Raw genomic sequence first — 25033 nt, forward strand, 5'->3', positions numbered from 1 at the left:
CCCGGCCACACGACCGTCACGGGTCGTCGCCGGGGCTGCCGCGCGCCTCCGCCAGGGCCGCGCGCCTCCGCCCACGTCCCGCCGCCTCCGACAGGGTGGCGGGACGTCGTGACGTACCCCGCCGGGCCGCGGAGGCCGAGGCCTCCCGCGCGGCGTTCCCGTCGGGCACCGGACGGGCCGTGCTCCGGGAACCGCACCGGCGCGTCCCGGCCGTGCCTCCGTCGGAGGGGGCGCACGTACCCTGCTCGGGTGAACGACATGCCTCTCGGTGTCTCCCTCCCGCCCCCGCCGGGCGGCGCCTCCCTGGGTGATGTGGTGCGCCGTCTCGCCGACCTCCTGGAACCCGGTCCCGACTGGTGCGGCCGGGCGGACACCGGCATCGAGGACGTGGTCCTCGCCGGTCCCGGCGAGCCCCTCGACTCCCTGTCCGGCGCTCTGGTCCTCGCGGTCGGGGCACGCGGTGACGAGGCGGTGGAGATGGTGACCCGGGCGGCCGCGGCGGATGCCGCCGCCGTCGCCGTACGGATCGCCGACGACGGGCTGTCGGCGGCGGTGCGGTCGGCGGCCGAGGACGCGGGCATCGCCGTGCTCGGGGTGCCGGCCGGGCTGCGGTGGGACCGGGCGGAGGCCGGGATACGCGCCGCGCTCGCCCGGGGGCGCGCGGAGCGGCCGGCGGACCGGGGCGGTGACCTGTTCTCCCTCGCCCAGACCGTGGCCACGCTGACCCACGGCGTGGTCAGCGTCGAGGACGCGGCACACCGGGTGGTGGCCTACGCGGGCTCCGGCGACGAGGCGGACGAACTGCGCCGCCGCTCCATCCTCGGCCGCAGCTGCCCGGAGTCGTACCTCGCGCTGCTGCGCGGGCTCGGCGTGTACCAGCGGGTGCGGGCGGGCGACGAGGTGGTCCCGGTCGACGAGCAGCCGGAGATGGGGGCGCGGCGGCGGCTGGTGATCGGGATCAACGCCGGGCGCCGGCCGCTGGGGACGATCTGGGTGCAGGAGGGCGCGCGCCCGCTGGCCGAGCGGACGCCCGAGATGCTGCGCGGGGCTGCGCGGCTGGCCGCCGCCCAACTGGTGGACCACTACTTCCAGGGCGACGCCACGGCCCGGCTCGCCTCCCGCGAGGAACTGAGTCACGGGCTGCTCACCGGTCGCTTCGACGCGCCCGCGCTCGCCGCGCACCTGGGTCTGGACCCGGCGGCCGCCGCCCATGTGGTCGCCGTGGACCTGCGCGACCCGGCCGGGAGCGGCGACGCGGTGCGGGCGGACGCCCGGCGGGCGGAGGCCACCGGGATCATGTCGGTGCACGCCGCCGCCTACCGGGACAACGCGCTCGTCGTGCAGGCGTGCGGCCAGCTCTACGCCGTCCTGCCCGAGCCCGTGGCCGACCCTCCGGCCGGTGACGCGCCCCTCGTCCGCTGGGCCGAACAGCTCGTGGCGACCCTGCGGCGCCTCACCGGCACCGGGGTGCAGGCGGTCGTCGCCGGACGGGCCGAGCGCCTCGCGGACATCCCGTCCGTGAAGCTGCGCGGACACCGCGCCCTGCACCTGCTCACCCGCAGCCCCGAGGTGACCGTCGAGACCCATGCCCGGCTCACGCCCGCGCTGGTCGTCCGCGACACCCTGGACCTCCTGGACCGGGCGCCCGGTGTACGGTTCCCGGCGGTGGCCGCCCTCGTCGGGCACGACGGCGCGCACGGCACCGACCTCGCGCGGTCGCTGCTGCTGTACCTGGACGCGTTCGGCGACGTCGCCGTGGTGGCCAAGCGGCTCAACGTGCATCCCAACACGTTGCGCCACCGCGTGCGCAGGGCGGTGGCGCTGACCGGTCTGGACCTCGAGGACCCCGAGCACCGGCTGGCGGCCACGCTCCAGCTCCGCCTCGACCTCGGCGTACCGGACCGGACGGACACGGCGTTCCCGGCCGGCTGACGACGACCGGGACGCAGACCCGCCCGCCGCACGGTGGCAGACCCGCCCACCGGCCGGGGCGGCCGGAAAGAACCGGGCCCACTCCCCCACCCCGGGCCCCCGTGCACCCGGCGGACAACGGGCGTTGTCCGCCGGAACAGCGCGGAACGGTGTCACCGCTGTCCGTCCGCACAGCACGGGCAGATGACGCGGGCTGTCCTCCCGGACAGCGTGGCCGGTGCATCGCTGTCCGAGCGGACAACGGCCGGGGCACGGCTGTCGGCTTACGTTCACATCCTGTTCGCGTTCTGCGACGGCGTCCTTGTCCTCCTCCGCTCCGGAGTCCAGCCATGCCTTCTTCCGCGCCCAGCCGCGCCCCCGAGCCGGGCACCCCGGCCCCCGCCCCCGACGCGGCCGCGTCCGAGTCCGGGTCCGCGTCCGAGTCCGGGTCCGGGTCGCCGGCCGGTCTGCGCCGCGTCGCCACGGCGAGTTTCATCGGCACGGCCATCGAGTTCTACGACTACTACATCTACGGAACCGCGGCCGCCCTCGTCCTGAACGAGGCGTTCTTCCCCGACCTGTCGGAGACGGCGGGCACCCTGGCCACCCTGTCGACCTTCGCGGTCGGCTTCGCCGCGCGCCCGCTCGGCGCCGCGGTCTTCGGACACTTCGGCGACCGCGTCGGCCGCAAGGCCGTCCTGGTCGTCTCGCTGCTGATGATGGGCCTGTCCACGGGTCTGATCGGCCTGCTGCCCGGCTACGACACGCTCGGCGTCGCGGCCCCGGTCCTGCTGGTCGTACTCCGGCTGGTCCAGGGGCTGGGCCTGGGCGGCGAGTGGGGCGGCGCCGCGCTGCTCGCCGTCGAACACGCCCCGAAGGGCAAGCGGGGACTGTACGCCGCGGCCCCCCAAATGGGCTCCCCCGTCGGCTACTTCGCCGCCACCTGCACCTTCCTGCTGATGTCGTCGGTACTCAGCGACGAGGCCTTCGGCAACTGGGGCTGGCGCATCCCGTTCCTGGTGTCCTTCGTGCTGGTCGCCGTCGGTCTGGTCATCCGCCTGCGGATCTCGGAGACCCCGGCCTTCGCGAAGGTCACCGCCGAGCGGGAGACCGCCAAGGCGCCGCTGCTGGAGGCGTTCCGGGTGCACCCCAAGGAGATGCTGCTCGGCGCCGGCATGATCACGGTCGTGTACGTGATGTTCTACACGGCGGCCACCTACTGCATGACGTACACCACCGGTGAGCTCGGCATCCCCAAGAACGACATGCTGATGCTGACCCTGGTCGCCGTGGTGGTCCTCGGCCTGTCCACCTTCCTGGTCGCCCGCTGGTCGGACCGCGTCGGCCGCCGTCGCCTGATCATCGCCGGTGCCGCCTTCGGCGTGGTGTGGGGCGCGGTCCTCTTCCCCCTGCTGGACACGGAGAACCACGTCCTCATCGCGATCGCGCTGAGCGGCGCCCTGCTCTGCATGGGCATCATCTACGGCCCCGCGGGCGCCTACCTGCCGGAGCTGTTCGGCACCCGCATGCGCTACTCCGGCGCCGGGTTCTCGTACAACCTCGGCGGGGTGCTCGGCGGAGCCGCGGCCCCGCTGATCGTGACGGCGCTCGCCGAGAACTACAGCCCCGTGGTGGGCGGCTGGTTCATGAGCGGCATGGCCCTGCTGTCGCTGCTGTGCGTCCTCGCCCTGCCGGAGACCGGCCGACGCGACCTCGACGCGATCTGACCGCCCGCCGCGACCTCGACGCGATCTGACCGCCCGGGACCGCTCCCCGTCCCGTCCTCCCCCGCGAGGACGGGGAGCGGCCCGGCGCACCTCATGTGATCCCGCCTCGCCCGACCCCATCAAGTAACGCTTACTCAGGGCGAGTTGGTCTCCCCGGGACTATCATGCGCGCACGACACCCAGGAGCGCGGCCGCACGGGTGGGGAGTGACGATGGCCGGGTGGAGACCAGCACTGGCGGTGGTGGCGGGGACGTTGCTGCTGTCGGGGTGCACCGACGGCACCGACGACGGGCGTACGGCGCGGGGGACGCCGTCGGCGAGTGCGGGCGGGAAGCGGAGTCCGAGCCCGTCCTCCCCCACGGCGTCGCCGTCGTCGTCGAGCGGTGCCTACACGCTCGCCGAGAACCGGGCACCGCGGACGCGGGCGGAGGCGGTGGCGTTCGTCCGCTCCCTCGTCGTGCGGCCCGACTACTTCGGTGCCGGCTACCGCAGGGGTGAGCCCTACGAGAGCGATCCGGCCAGGTGGGCGGTGCTGGGCGAGGACTGCGTGTGGCGGCGTGAGCCGCTGCCGCGCACCGTGCTGGCCAGCCTCACGCGGCGCTTCGAACTGCCCGAGGAGAAGGGCAAGGACGCGGTGTACGTGGCGCTGACCGTCACCGTCCACACGTCCACCGTCCAGGCGCGCCGTGACATGGCCGGGTCGGTGGAGGAGGCGCTGCGCTGCCCGGAGCAGCGGCTGAGCGCGACGGAACGGGTCCGGGGCCTGTCCTCCCAGGCGCAGACGGCCACCGAGCAGGAGTCCCCCACGACCGAGGACGATCTGCAGGAAGCCGGGGAGTACGTCGTCGACGGCGAGGAGCCGCGCCCCTTCGACTGGTCGAAGTTCCGGCTCGGGCCGGTGACCGTGGCCGCGACCGTGCGCCACGGCGCCGGCCGCGTGGAGTACGACATCGCGGTCGACGCGCTGAAGGGCGTCGGTTTCGTCGCCGCCGAGATCGACCGCCGGGACGAGTCCGGCGACACGGGCACGAAGGACGAGCCGACCGGGACCGGCGGGGCGGGCGGTGGGGGCAGCACCGGCGGGGCGGGCACCACGGGCGGGACGGAAAGCACCGGCGGGGCGGAGGGCGGGCGATGAGCGAGCCGTTGCAGGCTTCCGACCCGTCGCGGATCGCCGGGTACCGGCTGCTGCGGCGGCTCGGTGCGGGCGGCATGGGCGTGGTCTACCTGGGGCGTACCGCTTCGGGGACGCTCGCGGCCGTCAAGGTGATCCGGGCCGGGAGCGGCGCGGACGCCGCCTTTCGGGCCCGGTTCGCGCGGGAGGCCGAGCTGGCGCGGCGGGTCGACAGTCCCTGGGTGGTGCCGGTGGTCGACGCGGACGCCGACGCGCGGGAGCCGTGGCTGGCCACCGCCTTCGTCCCCGGGCCCTCGCTCGCCGAGGCGGTCGCCGCGCACGGCCCGCTGCCGTCGCGTGCCGTCCGCGTCCTGGGCGGGCGTCTGGCCGAGGCGCTGCGCGGCGTGCACGCGGCCGGGCTGGTCCACCGGGACGTCAAGTCCGGCAACGCCCTACTGGCCCTGGACGGGCCGCGGCTCATCGACTTCGGCATCGCGCGCGCCGTCGACGACACGGCCCTGACCGCGTCGGGACTCGTCGTCGGCACGCCCGGCTTCCTCGCCCCGGAGCAGGCGCGGGGCGAGGACGCCACCTCCGCCGGCGACGTGTTCGCGCTCGGCTGCGTCCTGGCGTACGCGCTGACCGGCACCCCTCCGTTCGGCACCGGGAGCCCGGACGCCCTGCTGTACCGCGCGGTCCACGACGCACCCCGGCTCGACGGGGTGGACGGCGCGTTGCGGCCGGTGATCGCCCGCTGCCTGGCCAAGCGGCCCGGCGATCGGCCCACGACCGAGGAGGCGGGGCGGCTCCTCACGAAGGGGACCGCCGAGAACACCCGGGACACCCCGGCCGTACCCACCGCCGGCACCCCCACCGCACCCGGCACAAGCAAACCCACCACCGACACACCCACCGACGGCGCTCGCGCCGAAGCCACCCCCGCCGGACACGGCGCGAGCACGCCCGCCGGCTGGCTCCCCGACCCCGTCGCCCGTATGGTCGCCGCGCGCTCCGCGGAGGGCCTCGCCCTGCCGGACGTGGAGCCGACGGCCGTCGACGAGGCGGACGGCCAGGGCGGTCAGGGCGGTCAGGGCGGCCCGCCCGGGTCGGACGGGCCCGGCGGACCGCGCCCGGGACGGCGCCGGATGCTGCTGGCCGGCGGCGCGCTGCTGCTGGCCGCGGGCGGCGGCGCCGGGGCGGTGGTGTGGGCGTCGGCGAACGGCGGCAGGAAGCCGTCCGGGAGCGGCCGCGTCCGGTACGTCCTGGGCGTGCACACCACCCGCGGCGGCGCCGACGCCGCCCTGGGCCGGGTCTGCGAACGCGCCGCCCGGCTCGCCGTCGCCGAGCACAACGCCTCGCCGCGCCGCGCCTACGGCCTGGCGGTGCGGGCCCTGGACGACCGGGGCGACGGGTCCGCCGCGCTGGAGGTGGCCCGCCGCTTCACGGCCGACCGCGACGTCGTCGCCGTGCTGGGTCCGGTCACCGAGATCGCCATGCGCACGGCCTCGGTCGTCTACGGGGCGGCGGGGCTGACCCACGTGTCCAGTACGACGGGGGAGACCAACTACTACGCGTCGTCGCCGAGGACGTCGTTCCAGTCACGTGCCTCCCACACCGGGCTGGGCGGCTACAGCTCCTTCCACATGGCCACCACAGGGAGGGTCCGCCGCCTGGGCATCGTGGTCGACCGCTCCGCGGGACTGCCCGTCCTGCACCAGAGCACGCTGCTGACCATCCTGTGGCGGGACACCTTCGACGGCGAGGTCGTGCCCCGGGTCGTGGCGGAGGAGACCGACGACGGCCCGGGGGCGGTGCGCGCGGTGCTCGGCGCCGGTGTCGACGCCTTCGTGTACCTGGGGCCGCCGGCCGCCACGGCGCGCGCGGCGCGGGAGCTGGCCGCGGCCGGTTTCACCGGGCCGCGCTGGATGTCCCACCAGGTGTACGGCTCGGACTTCCCGCGCCGCGCGGGCGGGGCGGGCGAGGGCTGGTACGTCGTCACCTCCGCCGTGGACGCCGCCGCGCTGGCCGCGAAGAGCGCCGGGGACTTCGTCCGGGCGTGGCGCGGGCGCTACGGCGGCGCGCCGGAGCCGTACGCCGCCGAGGCCTACGACAGTGTCCGCATGCTGCTCGCGGAGTTCGCCCGCACGGTTCCGGCCGACGGCCGCACCCGGCCGGCCCGCGCCGCGCTCGCCGAGCGGCTGGAGCGGGCGACGTACGAGGGCATGGGCCGGACGTACGCGTTCGGGGAGTACCACGAGTACGCGAACACCGACGAGGGCTGGCTCGACGACACCTACGTCCACGAGGTCCGCGACGGGCGCTTCCGGCAGCTCGGCTCGCTCATGGAGCTGCGGCGCGCGAGCGAGGCGCGGGGGTAGCGGCCGTGGAGCGGCTCCGGCCCTCCGATCCCTCGGTGATCGGCGGCTTCCGGCTCGCGGGGCGGCTCGGCGCCGGCGGCATGGGCGTCGTGTATCTGGCGCGCTCGCCGCACGGCGCCTGGTGCGCGCTGAAGGTGATCCGCGGCGAGTACGCCGACGACCCCGGCTTCCGCGCCCGGTTCCGGCGCGAGGCCGACCTGGCGGCACGGCTCACCGGCCGGTGGACCGTGCCCGTCGTCGCGGCCGACGCCGAGGCCCGCTCACCGTGGCTGGCCACCGCCTACGTCCCCGGTCCGTCCCTCGCCGAGGCCGTCGCGCTGCACGGCCCCTGGCCCGAGGCACAGGTCCGGATGCTGGGCGCCGCCCTGGCCGAGGCGCTGGACGGCGTGCACGGGTCCGGGCTGGTCCACCGGGACGTCAAGCCCGCGAACGTGCTGCTCGCCGCCGACGGGCCCCGCCTGATCGACTTCGGCATCGCGCGGGCCGTCGGGGCGACCGCGCTCACCGCGGACGGATCCGTCGTGGGGTCCCCGGGCTACCTCTCGCCCGAGCAGGCCCGCGGACAGGCGGTCGGGCCGCCCTGCGACGTCTTCTCGCTCGGGTGCGTGCTCGCCCACGCGGCCACCGGGCGGCCGGTGTTCGGCACCGGCGGGGCCGCGGCCGTGCTGTACCGCACCGTGCACGAGGAACCCGACCTGGACGGCGTACCGGACGGGCTGGCCGGGACCGTGCGGGGGTGCCTGGCCAAGGCCCCGGACGCGCGGCCGACCGTACGGCGACTGCGCGACGCCCTGGGCGGGTTCGACGAGGACGGGTGGCTGCCGCGGGGGCTGCCCGCCCTGGTCGCCGCCCGTGCCGCACGCGTCCTCGACCTGCCGGTGCCCGCACCTACGGTGATCGCGGAGAGCTCCGCGCCGGAGGAGCCGCCCGCGCCTCGGCGGCGGCGCGTGCTCGTCGCCGGGGCCGCGCTCGGCGTCACCGCGGCCGGCGCGGGCGCGTGGTGGCGGTGGGGCCGGCCCGGCACGCCCGCGGACCCGGGCTCCGCACGGCGGACCCGGCACGTGGTCGCCCTGCTCGGCGACCGTTCCGACCCCGTCTTCACGGCGCACGAGCGCGGCGCCGGCCTCGCCGTCGACCGGCACAACCGCGATTCCCGGCGCACCGTCGACCTGGAGCTGCGCACCGCCGACGACCACGGCAGCGCGGCCGGGGCGGTGCAGGCGGCGGCCGGTCTGACCGGGGACCGGGAGGTGTCCGCGGTGATCGGCGCCGGCACCAACGGGACCGTGCCCGCGCTCGTCGCCCCGTGCACGGAGGCCCGGCTGACCCTGCTGGTCACCCGCGCCGACACCGAGGAACTCAACGTCGTCGGCCGGACGACCATGCTGGTCCTGCGCTCCCCGGTCACCCTCGGCCCGCGCGCCGGCCTCCACTACCTCAACCTGGTCGTGAAGCCCGCCCGTACGGTGGTCGTGCAGGATCTCGCCACCCCAAAGGAGAGCCTGCCGACGGTGCTCATCGCCACCGTCCACGGCCATCTCGACGGTGCGACGGCGGTGGAGCAGGTCGCGGCGGACGAGGACTTCACCGGGGTCGCCCGGCGCATCGCCGCCCGCCCCGGTGACGCGGTCGTCTTCGCCGGGGCGAGCCCGGCGCGCGCCGCCGCGTGCGCCCGCGCGCTGCGGGTGGCGGGGCACCGGGGCGCCGGGGTCGCCGGGGAACACGTCCTGGGCGCTCCCTTCCTCGCCGAGGGCGAGGGCTGGCTGATCGGCACCGGGTACACCGACGCGGACGCCGACCCCCGTACCGAGGCGTTCGCCGACGCGTACCGCGACCGCCACGGGCACGCCCCGGCCCCCTGGGCGGCCGAGGCCTACGACGCCGTCCGGTTCGCCGCCCACGGCCTCACCGCCGCGGGCACCGACGGCCGCGCCGCCCTGCGCGCGGAACTCCTGCGGCGCCCCTGGCAGGGCATCACCCGCCGGATGGTCTTCGACACCGGCAACCAGTTCTTCGACGCGAAGGCGGGCGGCGGCGCCTTCCTGCACCGCGTGACGGAGGGCACCGTGCGCTTCGTGGCCCGCGACGGCGACATCGGCAAGGAGTGAGGGAACGCACTTCTCGGAGGAGGTCGGCGAGGCCGCCCAGGCGGTCATCGGCGCGACCGGCCAGAACCCCCGCCAGGGCCGGAGCCGCACCTGGCAGGAGGTCGAGGCCGAGCTCTTCGACGTCATCATCACGGCGAGGGTCGCCCTGCGCACGCTCACCCCGGACGCAGCGGAGGTCTTCGCGGCCCACCTGCGCAGGGTCGCGGACCGGTTCCCGACGAGCGGGGCGCGCCGAGCCGGCCGGGCGGGGTGACGGGGAGCATGACGCACAGCGCGGGCCACCACGCCGCCGCCGCGGCCCGCACCGGCGACGTGGCGGCCCTCGGCATCGACGCCGCACCCCACGGACCGCTCGCCGCCGGCGCGCTGCCGCTCGTCGCGCGGCACGAGGAGGTCACCGCGCTCGCGGCGCTGCCGGTCTCGGCGGGCATCGCCTGGGCCGCGTCCTGTTCAGCGCCAAGGAGTTCGTCCACAAGGCCTGGTTCCCGGTCGCCCGCCGGCCGCTGGGCTTCCAGAGCGCGTCCCCGACCATCGGGCCGGACGGGACGTTCACCGCCCGTCTCCTCGCCCGCGGCCCGCCCTCCTCGGCGGACGGCTCACCGGCTTCCAGGGGTGCTGGACCGTGCACGACGGCTTGGTGCTGACGGCGGTCGCTGTGGAACGAAACGACGGGGGAAGCTGAATCCGGAATTGCGCCACCGCGGGGAGATCGACCTGGACTTGCTCCAAATCCCGTGGGAATATCCGGAGTTGTTTCTCTGACCGCCGGTCCGAGAGTTGTTTCTCCGACTGCCGGTCGGTCCGGAAAATCCTCGGAAGGAGCGGCTTTGTCACGTTCGAACCCCCGCGCCACGTTGATGGACGGTGGTATTCCCGTCATCGATCTGACCGCGACTCGCACGAAGGCCGGGGAATTACTCGTGGCCCAGGCGATCGGCAGTGCGTGCGAGACCTCCGGATTCTTCACCGTCGTCGGGCACGGAGTGGACGAGGACCTGATCGACCGGATGTACGCCGTCTCCCGCGCGTTCTTCGAGCGGCCCGTCGCGGAGAAGGCCGGCGTGACCGTCTCGCCGGGCACCCACGGCCTGTACACCGACGCCGGCAGCGCCGCGAGGAGCCTCGGAAACGACGCTCCGCCGGACCTGAACGAGGTCTTCGTCGCCGGCGTCCGCGGCGACGCTCCCCCCGAGCTGCGCGCCCCGGACGGGAACACCATGTCGCCGTGGGGCGTCGCGAACCGCTGGCCCGAGCGGCCGCGGGACTTCCGGCCGGTGTGGCGGGAGTACATGGCCGCGATGGAAGAGCTCGCGACCACCCTGATGCGGCTGTCCGCGCTGGCTCTGGGTCTTGACCGGCACTTCTTCGACACCACGATCGACGACGGCATGTCGACGCTCGTGGCGAACCACTACCCGCCGCTGACCGGCGATCCGCTGCCCGGACAACTGCGCAAGAGCGCCCACACGGACTGGGGGAACCTGACGATCCTCCACCAGGACGAGGCCCGCGGCCTCGAGGTCAGGCAGAAGGGGCGCGGCTGGCGCGAGGTCCCCGGCGTCCGCGGCGGCTTCGTCGTGCACATCGGCGATCTGATGGCCTTCTGGACGGCCGGCCGCTGGGTGTCGACGCTGCACCGGGTCCGCCCGCCGGCCCCGGACGAGACCGGGGCGCGGATCAGCATCCCGTTCTTCCACATGCCCCGCCACGACGCGGCGATCGAGCCGCTGTTCCCGTTCTCCGACGCCGCCACCGAGTCGCGGTTCCGTACGGTCACGACGCCGGGCCGGTGGTACGAGGAGCGGCTCGCGGCGGTGGTCTCCCGAGACACCACGTAAAGCACCCTTGGTACAGCGTCCTTCTAGCGCGGCCCGGCACGGTGGCCCGGAACGTACCCCCTACGCGTCCGGAGGGATGCACGATGTCGAGCACCAGATCACCGCGGGAGCTGTCATGAGGGCGGCGGTGCTGCGCGCGCTGGGTGAGGCGCCGCGCTGCGAGGAGGTGCCTCTGCCCCGCGCGGCCGAGGACGAGGAGGTCGTCCGGGTGACGGCCTGCCCGCTGACGAACCTGGACCGGGCGCGGGCGGCCGGCACGCACTTCTCGGCCCCGACCAGGCTGCCGGCGGTGTGCGGCGCGTCGCTGGCCGCGGGCACGCTGCCGGACGGCAGCCGGGTGCTGTTCCGGGCGCCCGGCGGGGCCATGGCGGAGTGGGCGGTGACCCGGCGGGCCTGGTGCTCGCCCATCCCGGACTCCGTCGACGACGCGGTGGCCGCCGCGGTGCAGAACCCGGGGGTGTCGGCGTGGAACGCCCTGGAGTGGCGGGCGGGGCTGCGGCCGGGCGAGTCCGTGCTCGTCCTCGGCGCGACCGGGGTGGCCGGGCAGCTCGCCGTACAGATCGCGAAGCACCTTGGCGCCGGCCGGGTGGTGGCCGCGGGGCGCAATCCCCGGGTCCTCGCCGAACTGCCCGCGCTGGGCGCGGACGCCGTCGTGCGGCTCGACCGGCCCGACGACGCGGTACGCCACGCCCTGCGCGCGGCGGCCGGCGACCAGGACTTCGACGTCGTCCTCGACTACCTGTGGGGGCGCCCCGCCGAGGTGTTCGTGAGCACGCTGGGTTCCGCCGACATGGAGCTGCGCTTCTCCCGTACCCGGCTCGTCCAGATCGGCGTCATGGCCGGGCCGACACTGAACCTCTCCGCCGAGGTGCTGCGCAGCAGCGGCCTGGAGATCGTCGGCAGCGGCACGGGCAACGCGCCGCCCGCCGAGGTGCTCGCCGGCGCCCTCGACCAGGTGCTCGGGCTGCTCGCCGACGGCGTGCTGCGCATGGAGGTCAGCCGGGTTCCGCTCACCCGGGTGCGGGACGTCTGGGACCTCGACCAGCGGGGGCGTAGGACCGTCCTGATGCCCTGACCGCGCGGGTGTCGTGCCGCTCCGCGCCGCCCGTGGTCGGCGACGGCTTGAGCGGATTTTGAGCGCGCGGGTGAAGTGTGGTGCCACCGACGCCAGCATGTGAGGAGACGTGTCATGACGGAGCCAGCACAGACCCCCTCCCTGTACGAACGCCTCGGCGGGACCTTCGGCATCGCCGCCGTGATGGACGTCCTCACGGACCGGCTTTACGAGAACGTCTCGGCCAACCGGAACCCCGACGTGCGGAAGCTGCACGAGACGAATTCCCGCGCCGGGTTCAAATTCATGGTGACGGCGTGGTCGATCCAGGAGACCGGCGGGCCGAAAGTATATCCCGGGAAGGATATGCGGGCGGCACACGAGAACATGGTCGCCACGGAGGAGGACTTCGACATCGTGGCCCTGGAGGTCGCCGCCACGCTGAGCTATTGCGGGGTGGCGAAGCAGGAGGCCCAGGAATACATGGACATATTCGAGAGCTACCGGGAGGACGTCCTGACCGCGTCGGCACGGAAGTCCGAGACGTCCGCGCCGGACAGCGCGTGATAGAGGTCCCCATGCCCCGTCTGATGATCGTCGCCGGCTCGACGCGGCCCGGGCGCGCCGGACTCCCCATCACCCGGTGGTTCGGTGAACGGGCCCGGGCGCACGGCGGGTTCGACGTGACCGTGGTGGACCTCGCGGAAATCGCTCTGCCCCTGCTCGACGAGCCGGACATCCCCCGGATCCGCCGGTACACCCGGCCGCACACGAAGGAGTGGAGCGCGACCGTCGAGGCGGCGGACGCGGTCGTGTTCGTCACCCCGGAGTACAACTTCGGTTATCCAGCGGCCCTCAAGAACGCGATCGACTACCTCCACCAGGAGTGGCACCACAAACCGGTCGGGTTCGTGTCCTACGGCGGGGTCGCCGCGGGCACCCGGGCGGTGCAGCAACTGAAGCAGGTCGTGACGACGCTGCGGATGCTGCCGGTGTTCGAGGGGGTCACCATCGCGTGGCACCCGCGGTTCATCCACGACGGCCGGTTCCAGGGCACCGAGGAGATGGAGCGGGCCGCAGCCGCGATGCTGGACGAACTGCTGCGTGTCGAGGCGGCGTTGCGCCCCCTGCGGGCGAACTCCCGCCCGGACGAACCCGGGGCGTGACACCGGCGCCACCCGTACGCCGGCACACACGGCGACCGGCCCTCGTACCCCTGACTCTCACCAGGGGTACGGGGGCCGGTCGCGTGCATGACGGCGTACGCACGGGCGGCAGTGGCGGTCAGCGGCGTCCCGCGGGCTCCGGGGCCGCGCCCTTGTCCACCTCCTCGAACAGGGCGGCGGCCCGGGCGGCCGTTCCCTTGGCCCACGCCCCGGTGCTGAGCAGGGCCAGGAGGACGATGGCGAGGCCCAAGCCGGCGAGCAGCCACCAGACGCCGTGCTCGGCGTGGGTGTACGCGGTGCCGCCCTCGGCCATGGACGTGCCGACGATCGTGCCGGCGACGGCGACGCCGAGCGTGGTGCCGGTCTGCCGGCCGGCGGAGGCCAGCGAGGTGGCCACGCCCGCCATGGAGCGGGGCATCCCGGAGACCGCCGTGTTGGTGATGGGCGGGTTGATGGTGCCCTGGAAGACGCCGATCAGCAGGTAGACCGCGAACAGGGTGACCAGCGAGGTGGCCGGCTCGATCAGCAGGGACGCGACGCCGGCCAGGGTGAGCGCGGTCCCGGAGACCAGCAGGGGCAGCCGGGGGCCGTGCGCGCCGACGTACTTCCCGGTGCGCGGGGACAGCAGCACGATGAGAACACCCACCGGTAGCAGGCACACACCGGCCGCGAGCGCCGACATGTCCCGGACCTCCTGCAGGTACAGGGTGGTCACGAAGAGGAACGCGCCGAAGGCGCACAGGGCGCCGAAGGCCATGACGATCGCCGAGCTGAAGGGCACGCTGCGGAACAGCCGCAGTTCGAGGAGCGGGTCCGTGCGGCGCAGCTCGTAGCCGACGGTCGCGACGGACGCGAGCACGGTCACCGCGAGCAGGGCAAGGATGAGCGGCGAGCCCCAGCCCAGCGAGTGCGACTCGATGATCGCGTACACCAGACTGCCGAGCAGGGCGATCACCAGAAGCTGGCCGACCGGGTCGGGGCGGCGGGCCCGCGGGGCGCGGGACTCGGGCACGAAGCGGGCTGCGGCGACGATCGCGGCCGCCACGATCGGCACGTTGATCCAGAAGATGGACCGCCAGCCGAAGGCGTCGACGAGCGCGCCACCGAGGATCGGGCCCAGGGCCAGCGAGAGGCCGGACATCGAGCCGAACACGCCGATGGCCTTGGCCCGTTCCTTCGGGTCCTGGAACGTGGTGGCGATGATCGCCATCGCCACCGGGTTGAGCATGGTGCCGCCGACGGCCTGGAGGGCGCGGGCGCCGATGAGCCAGCCGATGCCCGGCGCCAGGCCGCAGAGCAGGGAGCCGATCCCGAAGGCGGCGAGGCCGGTCAGGAAGACGCGTTTGCGGCCGATCCGGTCGGCGGTGGATCCGGCGAGCAGCAGGAAGCTGGCCAGGACGAGGGTGTAGGCGTCGACCGTCCACTGGAGGCCGGCCACCGAGGCGCCCAGGTCGTCACGGATGTTCGGCAGCGCGACGTTGACGATGGAGATGTCCATGACGACGACGACCATGCTGGCGCAGCAGATCGCCAGCACTGACGACCGTCGTTGAGGACTGAGTTCAGACATCGGATTCCAATCTGATCAGGGCCGCTGCCGCCCCTCGCAGGTGACACCGGTTCGAGGGCCGTGCCGGTGCGTCCGACATACGGGCCCGGGGGATTCGGCCCGCCCGGCGGAGCACCGGCACGGCCGGTCACGGTCGGCGGGAAAGACGTACCGCCGGACTTCTCGTGCTCCTCGACGCTACAATTTAGAGCGTGGTCGAAATCAAGCTTCAGACGCGATCCGAGTCCGATCACCGACTGTCCGCGCCGTCCCGGGACGTGCCGGACCCCGGTCTGACCATCGCCGAGGCGGCCCGTCGGACCGGCGTCAGCGTGCACACGCTCCGCTACTACGAGCGGGTAGGCCTGGTCATCACCGACGTGGACCGCACCCCCGGCGGCCGGCGCCGCTATCACGAGCGGGACCTGACGTGGATCGGCATGTGCACCAAGCTCCGGGCGACCGGCATGCCCATCCGTACGATCCGGCAGTACGCGGAGTTCGTCGCGGCCGGGCACGGCAACGAGGAGGAGCGGCTCGCCCTCATGGAGGCGCACCGCGCCGAGGTGGCGGCCAGGATCGCCGAGCTGCAGGAGAACCTGGCGCTCATCGATCACAAGATCGACGTCTATCGCGGCCGGCTCGCAGCCGGTGAGGCCGACCGGCTCTGGGTGCCGCTCGAACCGGCGCAGGCTGGCTGAGAGCACGGACGGGCCGGGGCAGACGCGCGGTGGAGCGCGGCCCGGCCGGCCACACCCCACCGTGACTCATGCCGTTGCGCTCACGGCTCCTCGACGATGGCGACCACCCGCGTCCACCCCGCCCCGAGTCCCGTGAGCCTGACGGGGAAGCAGGCGACGGTGAATCCGGTGGCGGCTGGCAGCCGGTCCAGCTGGGCGAGCTTCTCCAGCTGGCAGTAGGCGTGCTCCCGCCCGTACAGATGGGCCGGCCAGAGGAAGCCGTTGTCGCCGGTCCCCCGGTAGTCGTCGATCATCGCCCCGAAGGGCCGGTCGAAGCCCCAGGCGTCGATGCCGATCACCTTCACGCCCCGCTCGACCAGACAGGCCGTGGACTCCCGGGTCATGCCGGGGTGTTCACGGCGGTAGGCGTCGGTGCCCCACAGCTGGTCCGCCCCGGTCCAGATCAGGGCGATGTCACCGGGCGAGAGTTCGTGCGGGACCTTCGCCAGCGCGTCCTCGATGTCCGCGGCGGTGATGCCGACGCCGGGCGGGATGTGCCGCAGGTCGAGGCGGACCCCCGGCGCGTAGCACCAGTCGAGCGGGATCTCGTCGATGGCCGCGGCCGGGCTGCCGCCGCTGGTCCGCCCGTAGTGCAGCGGGGCGTCCATGTGGGTGCCGGTGTGGGTGGTCAGGGTGACCGTCTCGTTGGAGATCGACTCGCCCTCGGGGAAGTCCGCGGGCGTGAGGCCGAGGGCGGCCGGCGCGGCGGCGTGGTCGAGGAGGTCCACCTCGACCGGTGTCGCCTCGCTCGGGCCGTCCAGGACCGGCACGCTCAGATCGATCAGGCGCCGGCTCACGCGGGGGTCCCGACGGTCCGCGCGCGCCGCTCGGCCTCCTTGCGGACCGCGTCGAGGTCGGCGTGGCTGTTGCGGTCGACGGCCGCCCGCAGCAGCGCGTTCGCCTCGTCCTTGCTGGGCACGGCATCGGTGGGGCGAGCCGCGAAGTCATGGGTGATGACCAGTTGCGTGCGGTCGTCGCCGAGCGGCAGTGCCAGCGGGCACCACCCCGCCGAAGCGGGCGTGTTCGTCCATGCTCGACGCCACCGCATGCCCCAGCGGCCGCCCGTCCCGGACCACGCCGCCGTCACGGCGGCGATGGTCACCGGGCTCGCCGCCTGCTCGGCGCCCGGCAGCGGCGAAGGTGACGCCGACAGCAAGGCCGCCGACTCCGTCGTGATCGGGGTGGCGTCCGAGCCGGACACCCTCAGCCCGCTGCTCGGCTACGGCAAGGACGGCAACTCCAAGATCTTCGACGGTCTCCTCGCCCGCGACGCCGGCCTGGAACTGAGACCGGCCCTGGCGAAGGCGCTCCCCGAAGTGGCCGCCGACGGGCTCACCTACACCTACACCCTGCGCGACGGCGTGGAGTTCAGCGACGGTGAGCCGCTCACCTCCGCCGACGTGGTCTTCACGTACGACACGATCCTCGACGCCAAGACCAACAACACCGCCCGCAGCGAACTGGACGCCATGAAGGACGTGCGGGCCGACGGCGACGACAAGGTGGTCTTCACCCTCGAGTACCCCTACGCGCCCTTCGCCGGGCGCACGGTCCTGCCCATCGTCCCCGAGCACATCGCCGGCGCGCAGGACCCCAACACCGGCTCCTTCAACACCGAGCCGGTCGGCACCGGCCCGTACGTCCTCTCGGCCTGGAGCAAGGGCGAGAAGCTCACCTTCAAGGCCAACCCCCACTACTGGGGCGGCGTACCGAAGGTGAAGACGTTCACCATGGCCGTCATCGCCGACGACAACGTACGCGCCACCCGCCTGCGCTCAGGCGACCTCGACGGCGCGATCCTCCCGCCCAACCTCGCCGCCACCTTCACGAACGACGACGGGCTGAAGACCTACGACGCCAAGTCCTACGACTTCCGCACCGTCACCCTTCCGCAGGCGAACAAGGTCACCGCCGACCGTGCCATCCGGCAGGCCCTCGACGCCGCCGTGGACCGCGAGGCCATGGTCGACAAGATCCTCGACGGCGCGGGACGACCGGCCTACGGGCCCCTCCCGGTCGACGACCCCTGGTACGCGAACGGCATCGAGCGGTCGCAGGATCTCACCGGGGCCAAGCGGATCCTGGACCAGGCGGGCTGGAAGACCGGCGAGGGCGGCATCCGCGCCAAGGACGGTCTGCGGGCGGCGTTCACCCTCCTCCCCTCGGGCGACAAGGTCCGCCAGGACCACGCCCTCGCCTACGCCTCCGACGCCAAGAAGGCCGGCATCGAGGTGACGGTGGAGAGTGCCACCTGGGAGGTCATCGAGCCCCGGATGAAGGACGACGCCGTCCTCGCGGGCTTCGGCAGCACCGGCGACCCCGACTTCGGCCTCTACACCCTCCTGCACTCCTCCCTCGCCGGTGACGGCTTCAACAACATGGCCCGCTACGACAACCCGACCGTGGACAAGGCACTCGACACGGGCCGCCGCAGCTCTGACACGGCGACCCGGAAGGCCGCCTACGACACGCTGCAGCGCGCCCTGGTGGCAGACCCCGGCTACACGTTCCTCACCCACATCGACCATCTATACGTTCTCGCGGACCGCTGGGACGGGTTGACCACGCAGCTCGAGCCGCACGAGCACGGCTTCGCCAGCGGCCCCTGGTGGAACATCGAGGACTGGCAGCCCAAGAAGTGACCGCGACGTCCCTGCCCTGGGGAGCCATGGCGCGGCTGGCGGGGAGGCGGCTGCTGTTCGCCGCCCCCGTCCTCCTCGTCGTCACCTTCGACGTGTTCGCCATCGCCGCCGCCTCCCCCTTCGACCCCGTCAAGGCGTACGCCGGCACCGCCGCCCTCGGCGCCGACCAGGAGACCCTGGACCGGCTGCGCGACAACCTCGGCGCGGACCAGCCCTTCACCGCACGCTGGTGGGAGTGGCTGACCTCCGCTCTGAGCGGCGACCTGGGCCAGTCCAGCGTGCTGCGGCAGCCGGTGGCGCAGGTGATCGGTGAACGCCTGGTGTGGTCCTCCCTGTTGTGCACGGTCGCGTTCGTCGCGGCCGTGCCGGCAGGCACGGTGCTGGGGGTGCTGGCCGCCCGCCGCCCCGGATCGTGGCCCGACCGGATCGTCAGTTCGCTCGCCTACACCCTGGAGGCGGCGCCGGTCTTCTGGATCGCCCTGCTGGCCGTCTGGCTGTTCGCCCTCCAACTGGACGTCCTCCCGGCCGGCGGCCTCACCGACACCGCCAGCGAGCAGGTCACCCCGGGGCAGGTCGCGCACCACCTCGTCCTGCCCGCCGGAGTGCTCGCCGTCTCCCAGATCCCCTGGTTCGCCCTCTACGTACGCCAGGGGGTCGGCGACGCCCTGGCGGAGGACCCCGTACGCGGCGCCCGCGCACGGGGCCTGAGCGAGAGCACCGTCCTGCTGGGACACGCCCTGCGCTCCGGACTCCTTCCGGTCCTCACCCTGATCGGCTCCCGTGTTCCCGAACTCATCACCGGTGCGCTGCTGGTGGAGAGCGTCTGCAGCTGGCCCGGCATCGCGGCGGCCACCGTCGAAGCGGCCACCGCCGTCGACTTCCCCCCTGCTCGCCGCCCTCACCACGCTGGCCACCGCCGCCGTCCTCATCGGCAACCTGCTCGCCGACCTCCTCTACGGACTGTTCGACCCGAGGGTGAAGCTCAGTGACATGTGACTCCCATGGCTGAGGCCACGGTCGAGACCGAGAAGCCGTCCGGGACCGCATGGCGCCCGCCCGGCACGAACCGCCGCTCCACCCGCACGCTGCGGGTACGTACCTCGGTGGTCCTGGTGACGACGACCGCGCTCGCCGTGCTGCTCGTACCGCCGCTGGTCCAACTCGACCAGCAGGCCGTCGACCTGTCCACCAAGTTGCTGCCGCCCTCCTGGGCGCACCCCTTCGGCACCGACGACGTCGGCCGGGACCTGCTGCTGCGCTGCGTCTACGGGCTGCGGGTCTCCCTGCTCGTCGGCGTGGCCGCGGCGCTCACCGCGACCGTGATCGGCACGGCCGTGGGTGCCACCGCCGGGGCGCTGGGCGGGTGGGCCGACCGGGCCCTCATGCGGGTCGTCGACACCGTCTCCTCCGTGCCCCACCTGCTGCTCGGCATCTTCATCGTCGCGATGTTCCGGCCCGGCGTGTGGCCGGTGGTGGTCTCCGTCGCGCTCACCCACTGGCTGTCCACCGCCCGCATCGTCCGGGCCGAAGTGCTCTCCCTGCGCTCACGCCCGTACATCGACGCCGCGGTCTCCGGCGGCGCGTCCCGGTGGCGGGTCGCGGTACGGCACCTGCTGCCCGCCGTGCTGCCCCAGGCCGCGCTCGCCGCCGTACTGATGGTGCCGCACGCCATGTGGCACGAGTCGGCCCTGTCCTTCCTCGGGCTCGGCCTGCCCACCCACATGGCCAGCCTCGGCAACCTCGTCCAGAGCGCACGCGGCTCACTGCTCGCCGGCCAGTGGTGGCCGACGCTCTTCCCCGGCCTGTTCATCATCGTCCCCACCCTCGCCGTCGCCGGCCTCGCCGGAGCCTGGCGGGAACGGATCAACCCCCGTCGCCGATCGGAGCTGATGCTGTGACCCAGCCACCCCCGATCCTCTCGGTACGCGGGCTGTCGGTGCGTTTCCTCATGCCTGGGGGACGCCGCGTCGCCGCCGTCACCGACGCCCGCTTCGACGTCGCGGCCGGCGAATGCCTCGCCCTGATCGGCGAGAGCGGCTGCGGCAAGTCCGTCCTGGCCTCCGCCCTCCTCGGCCTGCTCCCCGCCAACGCCCAGACCGCCGGCCAGGCCCTCCTCGGCGACCTCGACCTCCTCACGGCCGACGAACGCACACTCGCCCGCAGGGTCCGGGGCCGCCGCATCGGCCTCGTCCCGCAGAGCCCGGCCGCCCACCTCACGCCCGTGCGCACCATCCGCTCCCAGCTGGAGGAGACGGTCGCCGCGCTGACGGACGTACGAGGCCGCACGGCCGTACGCACAGCCGCCGAAGCAGCCGCGTCCCGTACGGCATTCCCGGTCGACCATCTCGACCGCCACCCGCACGAACTCTCCGGCGGCCTCGCCCAGCGCGCCGCCACCGCCCTCGCGCTCGTCGGCGACGCGCCCCTCCTGCTGGCCGACGAACCGACCACCGGACTCGACCGCGACCTGGTGCAGCACACGGTCGACGAACTGCGACGGCACGTCGACGACGGCGACCGGGCCCTGCTGATGATCACCCACGACCTGACCGCCGCCGAGCGCATCGCCGACCGCGTCGCGGTCATGTACGCGGGCCGTATCGTCGAACTCAGCGACGCCGACGTCTTCTTCGGCGCTCCCGGCCCCCGCCACCCCTACAGCCGGGGCCTGCTCGGCGCCCTGCCCGACCGTGCCTTCGCCCCCATTCCCGGCATGCCACCGGAACTCGGCGCCCTCCCCGACGGCTGCGCCTTCGCACCACGCTGCGACCGCACCACCGGCGCCTGCACCACCGCCCCTCCGATGACGGACACCGTCGCCTGCCACCACCCGCACGTCGCGGAGGACGCCCGTGCTTGAACTGCACGCCATCACCGCCGGATACGGCAGAGACGCCCCCGTCGTCCGAGGCGCCTCCCTCACGGTCGAACCGGGCGAAGCCGTCGGCCTGCTCGGCCCCAGCGGCTGCGGCAAATCCACCCTCGCCCGCGTCGCCGCCCTCCTGCACCGCCCGGACTCCGGAACCGTCCACCTCGACGGCACACCGGTACGCCACTGGCGCCACCGCGCCCCACGCGAACAGCGCACCGCCTTCGGCGTCGTCTTCCAGCAGCCCAGACTCTCCACCGACCCCAGACTGCGACTCACCGACCTGATCGCCGAACCCCTGCGCGCCACCGGCCGAAGGGACGCGCTGCTGCCCGAGCGGGTCACCGAGCTCGCCGCGACCGTCGGCCTCACCCCGGACCTGCTCGGCAGACGCCCCCACGAAGTCAGCGACGGCCAACTCCAACGCGCCTGCCTCGCCCGCGCCCTCGTCCTCCGCCCCCGCTGGCTCGTCTGCGACGAGATGACCGCCATGCTCGACGCCTCCACCACCGCCGCACTCGTCACGGCCGTCGAGGACTACCGCCGCACCACCGGCGCGGGCCTGCTCGCCGTCGGTCACGACCGTGTCCTCCTGAACCGCTGGTGCGACCGCACCGTCCACTGGGACACGCTCTGCGGCTGACCGTTCATCGCCGGGCCACCGCGACATCAGCCCACACCACCACGGACACGCCGGACGGCATGCGGCCGTGGGTGTGGTGATCACGATGGCCTGGCCGTGGGGAGCGGACCTGCCGGTCGTTCCGCGCGCCCATCAGTCCTTCCGCCTGGCAGAAGCCGCCTTGCCGAGCCGACGCAAGCCTCACGACCCTGATCCCGACCACGGCAAGCGGGGCGACGGCGCCCCGCCGACAGGGACGGGAACGCCATGCCTCACACCACCGCCTTCGCCAGGAACCAGTGGTACGTCGCCGCCTACGGCCACGAGGTCGGGCGCGAGGAACTGCTCGGCCGGACGGTGCTCGGGGAGCCGCTCGTCCTCTACCGCACGGAGGAGGGGACGCCCGTCGCGCTGCACGACCGCTGTGTGCACCGGCGCTTCCCGCTCTCCGAGAGCCGCCTGGACGGGGACCGGATCGTGTGCGGCTACCACGGCTTCACCTACGACACGACGGGGACGTGCGTGTACGTGCCGGGGCAGCAACGCGTGCCGCGCACCGCGCGGGTCGCCTCCTACCCGGTCGTGGAGCAGGACTCCCTGGTGTGGGTGTGGATCGGCGACCCGGCGCTGGCCGACCCGGGGGCGATCCCGCGCGCCCGCCATCTCGACTCGCCCGGCTGGATCACCGTCCGCGGCATGGAGCCGATCGACGCCGACCACGGGCTGCTCGTGGACAACCTGCTGGACCTGTCCCACGAGACGTATCTGCACGGCGGCTACATCGGCACCCCCGAGGTCGCGGAGACGCCGATCACCACGGAGGTGGACGAGGGGGCGGGGATCGTGCGGGTGAGCCGGCGCATGGACGACGCCGAGTGCCCGCCGTTCTACGCCCGTTCGACCGGCATCGAGGGCCGGATCACGCGCTGGCAGGACATCGAGTACCACGCGCCCTGTCTGTACCTGCTGCACAGCCGGATCGCCCCGGTGGGCGTGCTGCCGGAGGCGGACGGCAGCGATCCGGGCGGCTTCCACACCGAGATCACGTACGCGATCACCCCGTCGTCCGACGGCAAGGTGTACGACTTCTGGATGGTCTCGCGGGACTGGGCGACGGACGACGCCGAGGTCACCGAGTTCCTGCGCGCCAACAACCACACGGTCGTCATGCAGGACGTCGACGCGCTCAACCTGCTCCAGCGCACGCTGGGTTCGGAACGCGCCGGCTACCAGGAGCTGAGCATCAACATCGACACCGGCGGTCTGGCCGCCCGCCGTATCCTCGCCCGGCTCGTGGAGGAGGGCGAGAAGCCGGTGGCCGAGGGCGATAAGCCGGTGGAGGCGGCCCGGTGAGCGGTGCCACCGGTGAGGTCTACCGCGTCGACTGGCTGCCGGGCACCGACGTCCTGCACGGCACCTGCCACTGCGGGGCCGAGCACACCGCCGAGGACCCGGTGGAGATGTGGGGGTGGATGCTCGCCCACCCCGAGGGCCACGAGCCACGAGGAAAGGCCGCATGACCGAGTACGACACCGCGGACCACACCGCGGACCACACCGTGTACGAAGCCGAACTCGTCGTCGCCGGCGCGGTGCCGGCGGCCGACGGGGTCCGCGCGCTCACCCTGCGCCACCCGCTGGGCGAACCGCTGCCGGCCTGGGAGCCGGGCGCCCACGTCGACCTGCTGCTCGGCCCGGGGCTGGAGCGTCAGTACTCGCTGTGCGGCGATCCGGCCGACCGTGCCGTCTGGCGGATCGCGGTCCTGCGGGAGCCCGCGGGGCGGGGCGGATCGGCGTATGTGCACGAGCACATGGCGCCGGGCGACACGGTACGGGTCCGCGGCCCCCGCAACCGCTTCGCGCTACGGCCCGCGCCCGGCTACCGCTTCGTCGCGGGCGGCATCGGCATCACCCCGCTGCTGCCGATGCTCGCGGCGGCCGAGGCGGCGGGCGCCGACTGGCGGCTCCTGTACGGCGGCCGCACGCGCGGTTCCATGGCGTTCACCGGGGAGCTGGCGCGCTACGGCGACCGGGTCGCCCTCGCCCCGCAGGACGAGACGGGCCTGCTCGACCTGGACTCCGCGCTGGCCGGGCTGCCGGAGGGCACCCTGGTGTACTGCTGCGGACCGGGCCCGCTGCTCGACGCGGTCGCCGAGCGGTGTCCGCCCGGTGCGCTGTCCGTGGAGCGGTTCCGGCCCGAGGAGGGGCGGGGCGGCGGTACGGAGGCCGCCTTCGAGGTCGAGCTGGCGCGCAGCGGCCGTACGCTGACCGTCCCGGCGGACGTCTCCGTGCTGGACGCCGTCCGGGCCGCCGGGGTGGAGGTGCTGTTCTCCTGCGCCGAGGGGACCTGCGGGACCTGTGAGACCGACGTGCTGGAGGGCACTCCGGAGCACCGGGACAGTGTGCTCACCCCCGCGGAGCGGGAGGCCGGGGAGACGATGATGATCTGCGTGTCCCGGTGCCGGGGGCGCAGGCTCGTCCTGGATCTGTGACCGACAGGTCGGCCTCGATCCGTGCCACCGCCGCCCGCAGCCGCGGCAGCAGGTCCCGGCGGACCGACTCCACCGAGGTACGGCCGGCGTGCACCGCGAGGTTCACGCCGGCCACCACCGTGCCGTCCCGGTCCCGCACCGGGGCGGCCACCGAGCGCAGTCCCTCCTCCAGTTCCTGGTCGACCAGGGCGTGTCCCTGCCGCCGCACGCGCAGGAGTTCCGCGCGCAGGTCCTCGGGGGTGACGAGGGTGCGCGGGGTGAGCGGGCGCAGGTCCGCGCGGGCGAGGCGGGTGGCGAGCTCCTCGTCGGGGAGGGCGGCCAGCATCACCCGGCCGACGGAGGTGACGTGGGCCGGGAAGCGGGTGCCCACCGTGATCGTCGCGGACATGATGCGGCGGGCGGGGACCCGGGCGACGTAGACGACGTCGTCCCCGTCGAGGACGCACAGCGAGGACGACTCCCCCACGTCCGCGGCGAGTTGTTCGAGGTGCGGCAGGCACAGCTGAGGCAGCGTCAGGCCGGCGAGATAGGCGTAGCCGAGTTCCAGCACGCGCGGGGTGAGCCGGAAGAGCCGGCCGTCGCAGTGGACGTAGCCGAGGTCGGCGAGGGTGAGGAGCAGCCGGCGGGCGGCGGCGCGGGTGAGGCCGCAGGCGCGGGCGACCTCGCTGAGCGTGCGCGCGGGGTGCTCGGCGTCGAAGGAGCGGATGACGGCGAGGCCCCGCTCGAAGGACCTCACGAAGTGCGCTGCGCGGTCGGTGCTGGACAACCGGCGCCTCCACATTGTCAACGATTTCGTCAGCCAACCCATTGACCCGGTCGAACG

General features: G+C 73.9%; 21 protein-coding genes and 3 pseudogenes. 19 read left to right on the plus strand and 5 right to left on the minus strand.

Annotated elements, in window-relative coordinates; translation table 11 throughout:
* The first annotated feature begins 258 nt into the window (after nt 1-258).
* The 10 genes and pseudogenes from ACIP67_RS23610 (at nt 259) to ACIP67_RS23655 (ending at nt 13297) form a co-directional block, all read left to right on the plus strand.
* Nucleotides 259-1932 (plus strand): PucR family transcriptional regulator, encoded by a 1674-nt coding sequence (locus tag ACIP67_RS23610; RefSeq protein WP_401694389.1) that lies wholly within the window; start codon nt 259-261, stop codon nt 1930-1932.
* 329 nt (nt 1933-2261) lie between these two features.
* Nucleotides 2262-3638: an MFS transporter gene (locus ACIP67_RS23615; RefSeq protein WP_401694316.1), complete on the plus strand. Its 1377-nt coding sequence runs from the start codon at nt 2262-2264 to the stop codon at nt 3636-3638.
* Nucleotides 3639-3850: 212 nt separating this feature from the next.
* On the plus strand, nt 3851-4777 hold the full coding sequence (locus tag ACIP67_RS23620) for a hypothetical protein (protein ID WP_401694317.1): 927 nt from the start codon (nt 3851-3853) through the stop codon (nt 4775-4777).
* The gene (locus ACIP67_RS23625) at nt 4774-7131 is read left to right on the plus strand and encodes a bifunctional serine/threonine-protein kinase/ABC transporter substrate-binding protein (protein ID WP_401694319.1); all 2358 of its coding nucleotides are present in this window, start codon (nt 4774-4776) and stop codon (nt 7129-7131) included. Before ACIP67_RS23620 ends, ACIP67_RS23625 begins: the two co-directional genes overlap by 4 nt.
* Nucleotides 7132-7136: 5 nt before the next feature.
* Nucleotides 7137-9239 carry an ABC transporter substrate-binding protein gene (locus tag ACIP67_RS23630; protein ID WP_401694320.1) on the plus strand — a complete coding sequence of 701 codons (2103 nt, stop codon included), beginning with the start codon at nt 7137-7139 and terminating at the stop codon, nt 9237-9239.
* A gap of 13 nt (nt 9240-9252) precedes the next feature.
* Nucleotides 9253-9492, plus strand: a pseudogene (locus ACIP67_RS23635) (MazG-like family protein); the annotation flags it as partial.
* A 574-nt stretch (nt 9493-10066) separates the two neighbouring features.
* Entirely contained in the window at nt 10067-11077 is a 1011-nt protein-coding gene (locus ACIP67_RS23640; RefSeq protein ID WP_401694322.1) for an isopenicillin N synthase family dioxygenase, read from the plus strand.
* Between the two features lie 76 nt (nt 11078-11153).
* Nucleotides 11154-12152 (plus strand): zinc-binding alcohol dehydrogenase family protein, encoded by a 999-nt coding sequence (locus ACIP67_RS23645; RefSeq protein WP_401694323.1) that lies wholly within the window; start codon nt 11154-11156, stop codon nt 12150-12152.
* A gap of 114 nt (nt 12153-12266) precedes the next feature.
* Nucleotides 12267-12698 (plus strand): group 1 truncated hemoglobin, encoded by a 432-nt coding sequence (locus ACIP67_RS23650; protein WP_401694324.1) that lies wholly within the window; start codon nt 12267-12269, stop codon nt 12696-12698.
* Between the two features lie 11 nt (nt 12699-12709).
* Nucleotides 12710-13297, plus strand: a complete 588-nt coding sequence (locus ACIP67_RS23655) for an NADPH-dependent FMN reductase (RefSeq protein WP_401694325.1) — start codon at nt 12710-12712, stop codon at nt 13295-13297.
* A gap of 118 nt (nt 13298-13415) precedes the next feature.
* On the opposite strand, the gene ACIP67_RS23660 is transcribed toward ACIP67_RS23655, so the two are convergent.
* The gene (locus tag ACIP67_RS23660) at nt 13416-14867 is read right to left on the minus strand and encodes an MFS transporter (protein ID WP_401694327.1); all 1452 of its coding nucleotides are present in this window, start codon (nt 14865-14867) and stop codon (nt 13416-13418) included.
* Between the two features lie 191 nt (nt 14868-15058).
* Between ACIP67_RS23660 and ACIP67_RS23665 the strand changes: the two genes are divergently transcribed.
* Nucleotides 15059-15547, plus strand: coding sequence for a MerR family transcriptional regulator (locus tag ACIP67_RS23665; RefSeq protein ID WP_401694329.1), 489 nt, complete (start codon nt 15059-15061; stop codon nt 15545-15547).
* 80 nt (nt 15548-15627) lie between these two features.
* Here the strand turns inward: ACIP67_RS23665 and ACIP67_RS23670 are convergent, their stop codons facing one another.
* From ACIP67_RS23670 to ACIP67_RS23680, 3 genes and pseudogenes are all read right to left on the minus strand, one after another.
* Complete coding sequence (locus tag ACIP67_RS23670; protein ID WP_401694331.1) at nt 15628-16383, minus strand: cyclase family protein; 756 nt, start codon at nt 16381-16383, stop codon at nt 15628-15630.
* The gene (locus ACIP67_RS23675; RefSeq protein ID WP_401694333.1) at nt 16380-16505 is read right to left on the minus strand and encodes a hypothetical protein; all 126 of its coding nucleotides are present in this window, start codon (nt 16503-16505) and stop codon (nt 16380-16382) included. The genes ACIP67_RS23670 and ACIP67_RS23675 overlap by 4 nt, the downstream gene beginning before the upstream one ends.
* A 43-nt stretch (nt 16506-16548) precedes the next feature.
* Nucleotides 16549-16662, minus strand: a pseudogene (locus tag ACIP67_RS23680) (tRNA (adenosine(37)-N6)-threonylcarbamoyltransferase complex transferase subunit TsaD); the annotation flags it as partial.
* Here ACIP67_RS23680 and ACIP67_RS23685 point away from each other — a divergent pair.
* The 8 genes and pseudogenes from ACIP67_RS23685 to ACIP67_RS23720 all read left to right on the plus strand — a co-directional run bounded on the left by ACIP67_RS23685 (nt 16633) and on the right by ACIP67_RS23720 (nt 24210).
* On the plus strand, nt 16633-18228 hold the full coding sequence (locus tag ACIP67_RS23685) for an ABC transporter substrate-binding protein (RefSeq protein ID WP_401694334.1): 1596 nt from the start codon (nt 16633-16635) through the stop codon (nt 18226-18228). The pseudogene ACIP67_RS23680 and the gene ACIP67_RS23685 sit on opposite strands and share 30 nt — an antisense overlap.
* Nucleotides 18229-18254: 26 nt before the next feature.
* A pseudogene (locus ACIP67_RS23690) lies at nt 18255-19224 on the plus strand (ABC transporter permease).
* 5 nt (nt 19225-19229) lie between these two features.
* On the plus strand, nt 19230-20126 hold the full coding sequence (locus tag ACIP67_RS23695; protein WP_401694335.1) for an ABC transporter permease: 897 nt from the start codon (nt 19230-19232) through the stop codon (nt 20124-20126).
* A gap of 50 nt (nt 20127-20176) precedes the next feature.
* The gene (locus tag ACIP67_RS23700) at nt 20177-21088 is read left to right on the plus strand and encodes an ABC transporter ATP-binding protein (protein WP_401694391.1); all 912 of its coding nucleotides are present in this window, start codon (nt 20177-20179) and stop codon (nt 21086-21088) included.
* Nucleotides 21081-21740, plus strand: a complete 660-nt coding sequence (locus tag ACIP67_RS23705) for an ABC transporter ATP-binding protein (protein WP_401694337.1) — start codon at nt 21081-21083, stop codon at nt 21738-21740. The genes ACIP67_RS23700 and ACIP67_RS23705 overlap by 8 nt, the downstream gene beginning before the upstream one ends.
* Before the next feature lie 246 nt (nt 21741-21986).
* Nucleotides 21987-23072 carry a Rieske 2Fe-2S domain-containing protein gene (locus ACIP67_RS23710; RefSeq protein WP_401694338.1) on the plus strand — a complete coding sequence of 362 codons (1086 nt, stop codon included), beginning with the start codon at nt 21987-21989 and terminating at the stop codon, nt 23070-23072.
* Nucleotides 23069-23239: a hypothetical protein gene (locus ACIP67_RS23715; RefSeq protein WP_401694340.1), complete on the plus strand. Its 171-nt coding sequence runs from the start codon at nt 23069-23071 to the stop codon at nt 23237-23239. The genes ACIP67_RS23710 and ACIP67_RS23715 overlap by 4 nt, the downstream gene beginning before the upstream one ends.
* Entirely contained in the window at nt 23236-24210 is a 975-nt protein-coding gene (locus tag ACIP67_RS23720; RefSeq protein WP_401694343.1) for a PDR/VanB family oxidoreductase, read from the plus strand. Before ACIP67_RS23715 ends, ACIP67_RS23720 begins: the two co-directional genes overlap by 4 nt.
* Here ACIP67_RS23720 and ACIP67_RS23725 read toward each other — a convergent pair.
* Nucleotides 24125-24991 (minus strand): IclR family transcriptional regulator C-terminal domain-containing protein, encoded by an 867-nt coding sequence (locus tag ACIP67_RS23725; protein WP_401694393.1) that lies wholly within the window; start codon nt 24989-24991, stop codon nt 24125-24127. The genes ACIP67_RS23720 and ACIP67_RS23725 overlap by 86 nt on opposite strands.
* Between the last annotated feature and the right edge of the window lie 42 nt (nt 24992-25033).

This window comes from Streptomyces sp. NPDC088812 (assembly GCF_044750285.1).
Taxonomy (GTDB): domain Bacteria; phylum Actinomycetota; class Actinomycetes; order Streptomycetales; family Streptomycetaceae; genus Streptomyces.